The following is a 12,880-nucleotide window of genomic DNA, read 5'->3' on the forward strand; positions in this document are numbered from 1 at the left end:
AAAGTATGAATGAAGTGCCAACAACCATTACCCAGACAAAGAAAATCCGTGGCAAAACTTATCGCAAAGCCAATATCACCCTTGGCCTCTCCGCCTTGGGCTTAGCTATTGTGTACCCTTTTCAAGGCTCCTTTTGGGGAGGACTTCTCACCAGTGGCTGCACGGCAGCTTTAGTGGGAGGACTTGCGGATTGGTTTGCCGTCAAAGCTCTCTTTCGGCGCCCCTTAGGAATCCGACCGGGAAAAGTTTTCCGAACCGAGATTATCCCTAGGAATCGGGAGCGGATCTTTCAAGCCTTGACTGATATGGTGGAAAATGAACTTCTTTCGCGAGAAGCCCTACAGAAGAAGCTGGAAACCTATGATTTTGCAGCACCGTCCTTAAAAGCCTGGGATGCCTTGGGGCGGGACCGTGTAAGACCCATTTTGAATCAGTTTTTATTGCAGCTTCAGGGGCCACTCTGGCAAAGCTTAGAAGACTTAAAACTAGAGAATGAAGCGTTTTTTCAGCAAGAAACCTTAAAGGAAAAGCTTAATCCCATTGTGGGACATGTCCTTTTTCACCTATGGGAAAGCGCAGAGGGCAAGAAGCTAATTGCAACGGGGGCCATATCTCTTGGTCAGTGGGTACAAGAAGCAGAGGTACATCTTTGGTTAACTCATTGGTTGGAGCATGCCATCGAACGCTACATCAGTGAGAACCCCTCTCGGCGCTTCCTCGTCATGTTTCTGCCCAAGTCCTCGGACTTAGCCCAAAAGCTCCAGAAGCAAATCTCAGATTATCTTGGCGAAGAAACAACCCAAGCAGAAGTTTGCCAATGGCTCAAGCAACAGACGCAGAACCAAGCATACCGTTTAACCGCAGGAGAGGAACCCGACGCCCCCAGCCAAGAGACAAGCTACTGGGCCACGACTACCGTGATGAAGTTATTGCAAGAGCTCACCAAGGGTTCACTGGAAAAGCTCGACCCCACGGCAACGACTGCAAAACTGGAGGAACGTCTTTTCGATGGCCTAGAGAGTAGGATGGCTTCCCTCAAGGGAAATCCCGAAAAACAGGGTGCTTTTAATACCTATATCCAAGCGAAAATCATCCCCCTCATTAATTCGAAGCACCAGAAAATTGGTCAACTGGTCCACGAAGGCTTAGAGAAATACTCTAACGAAATGCTTGTAGAGCTGATCGAATCAAAAGCCGGAGACGACCTCCAAATGATCAGAATCAACGGCTCGGTGGTCGGCGGCCTCGCTGGCATGCTCATCTATATAATAAGCAGCTTTCTTTAAGTGAAACACACGGAGGACAAGTATGAATTACCAACGCAAAGCTAATCTAGTTTTAGGCAGCGTTTTTTTGATATTTCTATTGGCCCTATGGCTAAGATACCAATGGCCGACTGCTCAAGGGGTGCGCTTTTTTCTCTTTATCAGTGAAGCCGCTCTGGTAGGCGGACTTGCCGACTGGTTTGCTGTGACTGCTCTCTTTCGCAAACCCTTAGGCTGGTCCTATCACACGGCGCTTATCCCTCGTAATCGGGAGAAGATGACAGAAGCCATCGTGGCTATGGTCCAAAATGAACTGCTCAGTGAAAACCTCATGCGTCAAAAAATCCAAGGCTTCCAGCTAAGCACTTGGTTTATGAATACCATCGAGAAGTCAGGCGGAGCACCGTGGCTAGCTGAACGGTTGAGCCAAGAGCTTGTTCATTGGTGCAAAAAGGCTGATATCCCTCAACTAAGTAACAAAATCGAAGCTCTGCTTAAGGAAAAGATGCTGACGGCAGGTCTAGCCAAACCCATGCTCGCCCAAGGGAGACTCTTGCTGGAGAAGCAAGAGTTTGACCAGCTGCTGGATCAAGGAATCGAAAAAGTTCTCGATATGGCCACCCAGCCCCAAGCCCGAGAAATTCTCGTCCAAGTTCTTGGGCAAATCCAAGAGCAGCAAGTGGGCAACGGTGGAAAGCTGCAGAAAACCATTCTGGGTCTTTTCCAGGTAACAGATGGTATCAACCTAGAAGAAGCGGCCGAGGCCCTGCAAATAGAATTAATTCTTCATTTAAGAGAACTACAAATGCCCCGCCATGCTGTCCGCGGTCAGCTTAAGGAGATTTTGGCGGGCAAGCTCGGGGCACTTGAGACAGACGTTGATGCCTTAAATACTCTCGAAAACTGGAAGAACACCTTTTTCACTGAGACCAAGCTGGAAGCCCCCTTGAGGATACTCTTAGAGCAAATCTTCGAGTCCTTACGGGAAGGTAAGCTCCCGACGGGTCAAGAACTCACACCCTTCCTGCAACCGACCCTTGAGAAGTGGTGGTCAGAGTTTAGAGAGGATTCAGCACTGCAGCATAACTTAGATCAGTTCGTTCAAGATATGCTGATCCAAGCGTTACAAAGTGAGCATGCTGTCATCGGGCAAATCGTTCGCGAAACGCTTCAGAGCCTCAACGAAGAGGAGCTCAATCGTTTTATCGAAGATAAGGCGGGGAACGATCTCCAATGGATTCGCATCAATGGCTCCTTAGTCGGAGGAATAGTCGGCGCGGCTCTTTTTGTGGTTTTGAATTACGGGTATAGTCCTTTGTTAAAGATTTTCCACTAAACTAATCCGCCTAAGAACCCCGCCTATATAGTGGTTGAGCGCTATAGGCGGTTATGTCCTCTAAGGACTTGGCAATGACCAAGTCCTTCTTTACGTATTGATGCCTTCTCGTTAATAAAAAATTTATTTGACCAGCTTAGTTAGGAATGATATATATGATAGTGGACCGACCGAACGGTCGGTTCTGAAAAAAGTGATAATACATATGATTTAATTAGTTCATTTGTGCAAAATTTCATGACTCACAATTTACCCGATAATGAGGAGGAAGATGTTTTAGAAGAAAACAGTCACCACTGATAGTATGCCTCAGCAAACATAAACATTATTGACTATTAAGACTCGAAAATGGAGGGCCCCTAAGTGGCAAAAGAAGAAAAACGATTAGAAATCCTCAGGGCTGCCCTTAAAGTCATCTCGGAAATGGGCTTTGAAGGGGCCAAAATGGAGGATATTGCAAAAGGAGCAGGAGTAGGCAAAGGCACGATTTATGAGTATTTTGAGAGCAAGAACACTTTATTTACAGAGATGCTCCATAATTGCACAAAGCTATTCCTAGATGGATTGGCTAGCACTTTGGCTGATGGACAAAACCTAGAAGAGAAAATTCGCAATTTATCCGCCCATAATGCACATTTTATTGCCTCTCATGCCATACTCATGAATGCGCCCGCGGCCCATCAATCCCTGCCGGAGGAAACCAAGGAACAGATCAAGAAGGATTGGAATACTATTTTTGCGACCGTCGAGGAAGAAGTTGGCAAAGCTATACAATCCCAAGAGATTCGCTCGGACCTTGATCCAGAGATGGCTACATCCATAATTATGGGTGGCTTGAATCAGTATATTATGAAGAAACTTTTGGGAGATCATTTAGCCCCTGAGGAGGTCGACCATGCCGGTATTGCTCACTTGTTGATTTCAGGGCTTAAACGGTAGGATCAAAGCTAACCCCGATTAGACAAAAACTAAAACAATGAGGGCTTGGCCCAAATGGAGGATTATAACTATATGAAGCTAAGGTTTCGCGTATTATCTTATGTACTAGTACTTGGTTTAACCCTTACGAGTGCGGGGTGTAGCCCCCAAGCGGCCGCCACAGTGACGGAAGAGGAATCCTATGTACCTGTTGGAATCCAATCTGCAGCAACGAAAACCCTAGTAGAGAGCGCCGTCTTCAGCGGCAAAGTGACCTCCGACCAAGAAGTATCCATCATCCCTAAAATGCCCGGTGAAGTATCAAGCATCAGTGTCAAAGTAGGGGACCAAGTTAAAGCCGGTCAAGCGCTTTTCGCAATGGATACCAGTGACTTGCAATCATCCGTAGATTCTGCATCCATTGGAGTGCGTAGTGCCGAGATCAATTACAAGATGACTAAGGATTCTGTAGACACCGCCAAAGCGAATTTGGAACGTCAGAAGGCTCTCTATGAAGCAGGCGCAATTTCCAAGGTCCAAATGGAAGGGGCAGAAAGCCAAGCCTCAGCCGCTGAAAATTCCTTGGCATTAGTCGAGGTCCAGCTGCAACAAGCTAAGAACGGCTTAGCTCAAGCTCAAAAGGCCATCAACGATATGGCGGTGACTGCCCCAGTGGCCGGCACCGTCTCGGCTGTCAATGTGGTTGTCGGACAAATGGCTTCGCAGGCTATGGCCGCCGTGACCATCACCCAGCTGGATGCCCTTTACGTATCCTTGAGCGTTCCTGAGAATATCGTCAATACCCTCAAAGTTGGGCAAGAATCCACCATCATCATTAATTCAGCGGGGGAAAAAGAGCTCAAAGGAACCTTGACCAGCCTTGCCCCCGCCGCCAATCCCCAGACCAATCTTTACCCGGTTGAAGTGACCATTGACAACCCCGCCAACCTAGTTAAGCCGGGCATGTTTGCTAAAGTCGAGATTCCCATTGAGACCAAAGAGAATGTCCTCGCTGTTCAAAGTGAAGCAGTCGTTTTGAAAAACGGCGAATCGGTTGTCTTTGTGGTTGAAGAAGAGCGTGCTGTCGCTAAAAAAGTAACCCCCGGCCTAGATACAGGAGCTGAGGTCGAAATCCTCGACGGACTGCAAGCCGGCGAACAAGTCATTATTAAAGGGCAAACCTTGGTTGAGCACGGAAGCAAAGTCAAGGTGGTAGGGGGTAATGAATCTTGAAACTAGCGGAAACCTCCGTCAGACGCCCTGTCACCATTATTATGACCGTTCTCATTGTCATTCTTTTGGGAACCGTTTCCTTGTCACGTCTTCCCATTGACCTTTTCCCGGAGTTTGAGCTGCCCATGGCCATTGTCATGACGGATTACTCGGGAGTTGGCCCCCAAGAGATTGAAAAGCTTATTACCAATCCTATTGAAGGAGTCGTCTCCTCTGTGGAAAACATTGACTCGGTAACCTCTACCACCACGGAAGGATCCTCCATCATTATGGTCAACTTTAAAACAGGAACCGATATGAACTTCGCCACCCTGCAGATGCGCGAAAAGATCGATATGATTAAGGCTGCCCTGCCGGAAGGGGCCAGCTCACCCATGGTTCTCAAAATCGACATCTCCATGATGCCGATTATGCAGCTGACTATGGCCTCAGAGAGTGCGGATCTGGCGCAGCTGCAAGCCTTAGCTGAAGATGACGTCAAACCGCGTATTGAACGGGTTAAGGGGGTTGCCTCTGTCTCGATCAGCGGCGGTTACCAAAATGAAGTGAAAATATCAACCCACCAAGAGAAAATGCAGGGCTATGGGCTCAGCATCAGCACCTTAGCCGGTATCCTTGGGGCGGAGAACCTTAATTCTCCGGCAGGGGAAGTCCAAAAAGGAAATCAGGATCTCACTATCCGTACCACGGGAGAATTCCAATCCCTTGAAGAGATTGAAAATCTCCTTATCCCCCTGAACACAGGAGGACAGATTCGCCTGAAGGATATTGCTGATGTAGAACTCGGACATACCGAATTAGCTGGTATTACTCGTACCAATGGGGTACAAAGCGTGAGCATTTCCATTCAGAAGCAATCCGGTACGAATACCGTCGCCGTAGCTGATGATATTACTCAAGCTATTAATGAATTAAAGGGCGAATACCCAGATCTGACCTTGGATGTAGTCTACGATGAATCGGTGTATATTCAACAAACCATTGACACCGTAGCTCGTGAAGCCCTTCTTGGCGGTCTTTTAGCCATCGTCATTCTCTTTATCTTTTTCCACAACCTTCGTACCACTTTTATCACCGCCACCGCCATTCCTATCGCCGTCATGGCAACCTTTGCTTGCCTCTACTTCTTGGATGTCACCATTAATATGATGACCTTAGGTGGACTAAGCTTAGCTATGGGGCGTCTGGTCGATGATAATATCGTGGCCCTCGAGAACATTTACCGCTTCCGACAAGCGGGACACTCCAAAGCTGAAGCTGCCATCAAAGGGGTCTCGGAGGTTGGCATGGCGATCACCGCCTCGACCCTCACCACAGTTGCGGTATTTTTACCTATCGTCTTCGTGGAAGGATTGACAGCAACCCTCTTCCGGGATCTGGCCCTCACCGTGGGCGTTTCCTTAGGAGCATCGCTACTTGTTTCCCTAACCTTGGTTCCCGCTTTATCCGCCCAGATTATGAAGGTTGGCGAGCTTCCGGAAGGCCGCAAGGGGCTCAAAGGGCTCTTTGATCGATTTGGCAAAGGTTTTGACAACGGATTCAGCAGAGTGGAACAAAGCTATCGACGCTTTCTGCATTATGCCCTCGGCCATCGTAAAACCATTGTCATCGGCTCGGTTTTGATTTTTATCCTCTCCGGAGCCACAACCTTTTTCGTCGGAGCAGAATTTATGCCCGCTTCTGACGCCAGACAGCTTACAGTCAATGTTAAGCTCCCCGACGGAGCCCAACTGAAAGATACGGATGCCGTCATTGCCGAAGTGGAAAAGCAGTTGGAAGGAATCAGTGAGGTTCAAACCGCCTTCACTCAAGTCGGCTCGGGCGGACTCAATACCTTTGGTAATGCATCAGGAAATTCAGGATCCGTTATGATTCAGTTAATTCCCCTTGCCGAACGAAATCGCAGCGTTACGGATGTAGCTGAGGAACTGCGGACCTTGACGAAGGATATTCCCGGTGCCGAGATTGAAGTCACCATCACCGATATGATGTCCATGGGAACGACCTCTCCCATTAGTATCTCTATCAAAGGAGATGAGCTTGATCAACTGGAAGTGATAGCCACAGATATTCAGGCCATGGTCGCTTCTGTGGAGGGCACGCGGGAAGTCAAGACCAGTATGGGCGAAGGGATTCCCGAGGTTCAAGTCGCCATTGACCGAGAAAGAGCTTCCAAGTATGGTCTTACAGCATATCAAATCGCCAACGGACTGAAAGGGACCCTTTCGGGAACCACAGCTACCCAATATCGCTATGAAGGTAAAGAGATTAACGTCGTCATCTCAGGTGATGAGACCTTCAAACAGTCTATTGCGAACTTAGAGCAAACTCCTATTACAACCCCTTTGGGTATCAGCATACCCTTAAGCCAGATTGCTGAAGTCAGCATCGAGCGCGGACCCACGGCTATTGAGCGGGCAGACCAAGCTCGTGTCGTGCGGGTCACCAGTGATATTGTAGGTAGTGATTTGGCGGGGATTACCAGTCAGATTCAAACTAAGCTGGATGGCTACCAACTACCCAATGGCTACGTCTATGAAATGGGCGGAGAAAACGAAGAGATGATGCAATCCTTCGGAGATCTGGGCATGGCATTAGTCTTAGCTATCGTCCTCGTCTACATGATTCTAGCCGCACAGTTTGAGTCCCTGATCCATCCCTTTACGATTATTTTCTCCCTACCCATGGGCTTCTCAGGAGGAATGCTGGGACTCTTTATTACCGGCAGCTCCATCAGTGTTCCAGCCTTTATCGGGCTCATTCTACTCACAGGTATCGTGGTCAGTAATGCCATCGTCTTGGTTGACTATATCAACAAACGCCTCGAGATGGGGGATGCTCGTGAAGAAGCCATTGAAAACGCCGGTCCCGTTCGTTTGCGCCCCATCATCATGACCTCACTGACCACAGCCCTAGGTCTTATCCCCATGGCCCTAGGCATGGGCGAGGGCTCAGAAACCATGGCCCCCATGGCCGTCGTGGTAGTCTTCGGTCTAACCTTATCCACGGTCTCGACACTCATTCTCGTCCCCGTAATCTACACCATGAACGACGACTTCAAAAACTTCTTAAAGCGCAAAGGCAAGCGCAAAGCAAAAGTCGTGCCCGCTGTATCGGCGGAGGTTCAAGCGTAAATCATATAACCGATACGAAAATGGCCTAGAACAACGGTCTCCAAACCGCTATTCTAGGCCATTTTTCCATTCTACTCTTCTTCCTCCTCATGCTTATACTTACTAAACTCCAGCTCGACCTTCCGCAGGTGCTCATAGGTCAAGCGGCGAGCTAGATCAGCATTCTGATCACGAATCGTCTCGTAGATGCTGCGGTGATCCTCAAAGAGACGGGCGGTGGTTCCCGCTGTAGCCGACATCCACAGAGCACGCGTCACCTGCAACGTTTGTCCCATAATTTCCTGAACAGTATTCATCATCCGATCGAGAAGGGGATTATCGGTGGCCTTGGCTAAAGTCAGATGGAACTTAAGATCAAGAGCTTCACTGTTTTTAGCCTCAGGTAGGTCTGCCTCCATTTGCTCAATAAGATCCTTGAGAATGGCTAGGTCCTCTTCCTTGCGGCGCTGAGCAGCTAAGCCGGCAGCTTCCACCTCTAAAGCCTTACGAACCTCGAGAATGTTCTGCAGTTTATCTTTTTCCAAAAGGAGAATAAAAGTCAACGGTTCAATAATGGCGTTAGAAGCATTAGCCTTCACAAAAATGCCCCCGCCTTGGCGAATCTCTAGGATACCAGTTAAGCTAAGAGCTGCTAATGCTTCGCGTACTGAGGTGCGTGAAACTTGGAAACGCTCAGCAAGCTCGTTTTCAGTAAGAAGCCTATCTCCGGCACAAAGGTCCCCCTTCACAATGAGGCCCTTGATTTGCTCTAAAATGATTTCCGTGGTGCGTTTACTCTTAATGGGTCGAATATCCATCTTTACTACCTCACAAATTCAAAAAAGTGCGTCGTATTTTCATGAGTGCATTATGTCATAGTGTACGTATTTGCGTATTTGCTTCATAATAATGTTTATGTCGAAGGTTATCTCTTTTTTGTATAATTCTTACTTATCTTAAAATTATACCACAAAAGGTAAAGAAGTAGCTAGTGAAAACATGAACATAGTGAAATCTGAAAGTTTTCTCTAGTCGAAAAGTTCTTTTTTTCCCAAAGTAGGAATCTATCTAAATAGCACGAATAAATTAAAGTAATTAGTTAACCTATCATAGGATGGTCAGACCAGTAAGTTCATTTTTAAGGAGGATTTAATGCTATGTTAAAAGCGGAAGCTTTGAACGAACTCATCCAAGTTTTGGGAAAAGAACATGTCATCACGGAACATGAAGAACTTTTGACATATTCCTACGACGCTACTGCAGCAATGCCCCGTCAAACTCCGGATGTATTCATCACCCCCCAGACTACCGAGCAAGTCTCGGAAGTTATGAAGATCGCCACGAAATACGATCTGCCTGTTTATCCCCGTGGGTCAGCCACGAACCTCAGCGGTGGCACTATTCCCATCGAAAAGGGCATCGTCATGTCCATGCTGCATATGAACAAAATCTTAGAAGTGGATGAGGAGAACCTCACTGCATCCGTACAACCAGGTGTCATTATCGCTGACCTAAACAATGCTGCCATGGAACATGGACTTTTCTATCCTCCCGATCCCGGCACAGTAAACACCGCAACCATGGGTGGCTCTGTTTCGGAATCCTCCGGTGGCTTACGTGGACTGAAATATGGTGTGACTAAGCACTATGTCATGGGTATGAAGCTGGTCCGTGCCAACGGAGATATCATTAAATGGGGCGGCAAAACCGTGAAGAATGTGACCGGTTATGATCTGACCGCCTTATTCACAGGTGCTGAAGGCACCCTAGGTATTATTACAGAAATTCTTGTTAAGCTGAATCCGGTGCCTGAAGCGAAGAAAAGCCTCCTCGGTGTCTTCGATGATATCGATAAAGCCGGTAATGCTATTTCAGCGATTATTCGCAATAAGGTTATTCCGGCAACTCTGGAAATCATGGACAATATCACCATTCGCACCGTAGAAAACTTCACCCATGCCGGGCTTCCCGTCGATGCTGAAGCGATTCTGCTCTGTGAAGTGGATGGTTATATAGAAGCCGTAGAGCGTGAGGCTGCCCTAGTAGAGAGGATTCTCAAAGAGCAAGGTGCTGTAGAGGTCAATATTGCCAAGACCGACGAAGAGCGGGATAAGATCTGGTTCGCTCGTCGCCAAGCCCTACCGGCACTCGCCCAACGCCGACCCACCACCGTATTAGAAGATGCTACCGTACCGCGCAGTAAGATTCCTGACATGATCAAGGCCATTCGGAAAATCGCTGACAAATACAACCTCTTGATCGGAACCTTCGGCCACGCCGGGGACGGCAACCTGCATCCCACCATTTTAACCGATGAAAACGACAAGGAAGAAATGGAACGTGTGGAAAAGGCAGTCGAAGAAATTTTTGAAGTGGCTGTATCCTTCGGTGGTACCCTTTCCGGAGAGCACGGTATCGGCATGGCCAAAGCTAAGTTTTTACCCTTAGAGTTTGGGGAAGCCGGCGTAAAACTCCTTCGGGATATCAAAGAAGCCTGTGACCCGGACTATCGTATCAACCCCGGCAAAATGGTGAGGAGGGACTAAGGTGAGTATATTCAGTTCACTTGACTCCATCCAAGACGAATTAAGTAAATGTATGAAATGCGGAAACTGTCAAGAGGTTTGCCCCATCTATAAAGAAAACCGCCGCGAAGTCTCGGTGGCCCGGGGTAAGATCAGCTTGATTCAGATGGTCATGAGTGGTGAAGTTGATCTCACAGAAGGAATCGCTGATCGTTTATCCCTCTGTACCACCTGTATGGCGTGCAATAAGATTTGTCCTTGTGGAGTCCGATTTGATAAAATTATTTTGGCCGCTCGGGCTGAAGCCGTGCGTAAAAAAGGATTACATCCCATTAAGAAGATAGCTTTTAATACGATTAAAGCTTATCGACTCTTTGACTTTGGCATGAAAGTCGGCAGCACCTTCCAAGGGCTAGTTATGAAACGTGTCCATGGCAGTGATAAAGGTGCCCGTTTGCGCATCAATATCGGTCTAGGTAAAGATAATATCTTACCGAATCTGGCTGCTCGCCCCTTAAAAGACGAATTGCCTGAAGTCACTAAAGTCGACAACCCCAAAATGAGAGTTGGTTATTATATTGGCTGCATGACCAACTATTTCTATACCGATATGGGTAATGCGGTTGTCTCTGTCTTAAAAGAAAACGACTGTGAAATCGTCGTCCCTAAGGATCAAGGCTGCTGCGGAACTCCCGCTGCCGTCAATGGCGATGTGGAGTCAGCTAGGGAATGCGGACGACGCAACCTCCGGGCCTTCGAGAAACTGAATCCTGACGTCATCGTCTCCAATTGTTCCTCCTGCGGTGAAGCTTGGAAGCACACCTTCCCACAGCTCTTCGACGATGAGCCGGAGATGAAAGCTTTAGCCGACAAATGGGCAGCTCGGACCTATGATATCGCTGAATTCCTCATTCATAAGGTTCCCTTCAAAAAAGAAGGTCTAGGACCTGTGAAGCGTAAAGTAACCTATCACGATCCTTGCCATTTAAACCGTGGCCAAGGAATCAACAAAGAACCCCGGGAAATCCTCAGATCCATCCCTGAACTCGAGTTTATTGAAATGAAGAAACCAGACCGTTGCTGTGGAATGGCCGGATCCTTCTACCTGGTCCATCCGGATCTGTCCGGTCAGATCGGCGAAAAGAAAACTGCGGATATTGCGCAAACTCATGCCGATACCGTCGTCACCGGTTGCCCCGCTTGCCGCTTGCAGTTGACCAGTGGGGTTATGAACGCAGGCATAACTGAAAATGTCATGCATACTGTACAAATCCTTGCTGAATCCTATGAAGCAGGAAAAAGGTAAAGTGTGAATTGGGGTCAGGCTCCTCTTTTCACCAATTGGACAGAAGGAAGCAAGGAAGTTGCCAGACAACCCTTAGCACAAGAAGAGCAGTGTGAACGTGAGTTTGCACTGCTCTACCTTTATAACTCTTTCCTAAATTCCACATATAACAAAATCAATCTTGCCATTTAAGAGGAAAACTCTTTTTTTTGTAGAAATAAAGTAAGCATGTTTTTAGGAGTTGGTTGCAATTTAATTTTACATACTGGCAATACTATAGAGGAGTGAAAACATGGATTTAACAGCGGCTATCGCTAATGAAATTGTTGACTTTATTTATGAGCAATGTGGGTATCATAGTATCGTCTGTGATAAATCGGCGCGGATCATTGGTGATTCGGCAAAGACACGAATTGGTGTACTGCACGGCGGGAGTCAAAAGATTCTCTCCAGCAACCAAGAAACTGCTGTCATTACTGCTGAAGATGCAGAGAGATCCGGAGGATCTTTGAAGGAAGGTTACAGCATTGCCATTAAGCTCAATGGAGAGAAGATAGGTAGTTTTGGAATTGCCGGCCCCTTAGCCATAATTACGCCCATTGCTAAGGTTGCCGCAGGAATGGTCATTAAGACGCTCAGAGAAGATGAAGTCAAAAAGACCCTGCGCGATCAAGTCCATAGCCTCACAGCTGCCCTGGGTCAAGCTGCGACAGCTATTGAGGAAATGGTCGCCTCTTCACAGGAAGTGGCCTCCATCAGCCAAGCAGTCTCCTCGAAAGCTCAGCAGGGATATGAGCAGGTTAAAGCAACGGAAGAAATCCTAGACTTTATCCGTCGCGTATCTAAGCAGACGAACCTTCTCGGCTTGAATGCGGCCATCGAAGCTTCCCGAGCAGGAGAACACGGACGGGGCTTCCAGGTCGTAGCGGGAGAGGTCCGCAAGTTGGCCGAAGACAGCAACCGTTCAGCTAATGATATCCAGATGATGCTTCAAAACTTCCAAGATACCATCGAATCAGTCACCGAGGGCGTGACCGAGAGCGGTAAAATTAACCTCGAGCAAGCTAAGCATACCCAAGACATTTCGGAAATGGTCGAAGGAGTTAAAAAGGTAGGTTATCAATTGACACAGCTTGCTGATGCACTATAATTCCATTATGATTAATAATTTGTCGGTATTTTTTATTTGACCTTTTTTGACCTTT

Annotated in this window: 10 protein-coding genes; 9 read left to right on the top strand and 1 reads right to left on the bottom strand. The window is 47.6% G+C overall.

Going from position 1 to position 12,880, the window contains the following annotated elements; genetic code table 11:
* Positions 1-5 precede the first annotated feature (5 nt).
* The 5 genes from AAC978_RS01185 to AAC978_RS01205 all read left to right on the top strand — a co-directional run bounded on the left by AAC978_RS01185 (position 6) and on the right by AAC978_RS01205 (position 7,886).
* Positions 6-1,286: a DUF445 domain-containing protein gene (locus AAC978_RS01185; protein WP_341546132.1), complete on the top strand. Its 1,281-nt coding sequence runs from the start codon at positions 6-8 to the stop codon at positions 1,284-1,286.
* Positions 1,287-1,308: 22 nt separating this feature from the next.
* Entirely contained in the window at positions 1,309-2,601 is a 1,293-nt protein-coding gene (locus AAC978_RS01190) for a DUF445 domain-containing protein (protein ID WP_341546133.1), read from the top strand.
* Positions 2,602-2,964: 363 nt separating this feature from the next.
* Positions 2,965-3,540, top strand: a complete 576-nt coding sequence (locus tag AAC978_RS01195) for a TetR/AcrR family transcriptional regulator (protein WP_341546134.1) — start codon at positions 2,965-2,967, stop codon at positions 3,538-3,540.
* A gap of 72 nt (positions 3,541-3,612) precedes the next feature.
* The gene (locus AAC978_RS01200; protein ID WP_341546135.1) at positions 3,613-4,752 is read left to right on the top strand and encodes an efflux RND transporter periplasmic adaptor subunit; all 1,140 of its coding nucleotides are present in this window, start codon (positions 3,613-3,615) and stop codon (positions 4,750-4,752) included.
* A complete protein-coding gene (locus tag AAC978_RS01205) occupies positions 4,749-7,886 on the top strand; it encodes an efflux RND transporter permease subunit (RefSeq protein ID WP_341546136.1) in 3,138 nt (1,045 codons plus the stop codon). The genes AAC978_RS01200 and AAC978_RS01205 overlap by 4 nt, the downstream gene beginning before the upstream one ends.
* 71 nt (positions 7,887-7,957) lie before the next feature.
* Here the strand turns inward: AAC978_RS01205 and AAC978_RS01210 are convergent, their stop codons facing one another.
* On the bottom strand, positions 7,958-8,683 hold the full coding sequence (locus AAC978_RS01210) for a FadR/GntR family transcriptional regulator (RefSeq protein WP_341546137.1): 726 nt from the start codon (positions 8,681-8,683) through the stop codon (positions 7,958-7,960).
* A 339-nt stretch (positions 8,684-9,022) separates the two neighbouring features.
* Between AAC978_RS01210 and AAC978_RS01215 the strand changes: the two genes are divergently transcribed.
* The 4 genes from AAC978_RS01215 to AAC978_RS01230 all read left to right on the top strand — a co-directional run bounded on the left by AAC978_RS01215 (position 9,023) and on the right by AAC978_RS01230 (position 12,825).
* On the top strand, positions 9,023-10,411 hold the full coding sequence (locus AAC978_RS01215) for an FAD-binding oxidoreductase (RefSeq protein ID WP_341546138.1): 1,389 nt from the start codon (positions 9,023-9,025) through the stop codon (positions 10,409-10,411).
* Position 10,412: 1 nt separating this feature from the next.
* Positions 10,413-11,696 (top strand): (Fe-S)-binding protein, encoded by a 1,284-nt coding sequence (locus AAC978_RS01220; RefSeq protein ID WP_341546139.1) that lies wholly within the window; start codon positions 10,413-10,415, stop codon positions 11,694-11,696.
* A gap of 3 nt (positions 11,697-11,699) precedes the next feature.
* Complete coding sequence (locus tag AAC978_RS01225) at positions 11,700-11,867, top strand: hypothetical protein (RefSeq protein WP_341546140.1); 168 nt, start codon at positions 11,700-11,702, stop codon at positions 11,865-11,867.
* A 100-nt stretch (positions 11,868-11,967) separates the two neighbouring features.
* Entirely contained in the window at positions 11,968-12,825 is an 858-nt protein-coding gene (locus AAC978_RS01230) for a sugar diacid recognition domain-containing protein (protein WP_341546141.1), read from the top strand.
* Positions 12,826-12,880: the final 55 nt, after the last annotated feature.

The organism is Desulfitobacterium sp. THU1, assembly GCF_038181555.1.
In the GTDB taxonomy this organism is placed as follows: domain Bacteria; phylum Bacillota; class Desulfitobacteriia; order Desulfitobacteriales; family Desulfitobacteriaceae; genus Desulfitobacterium.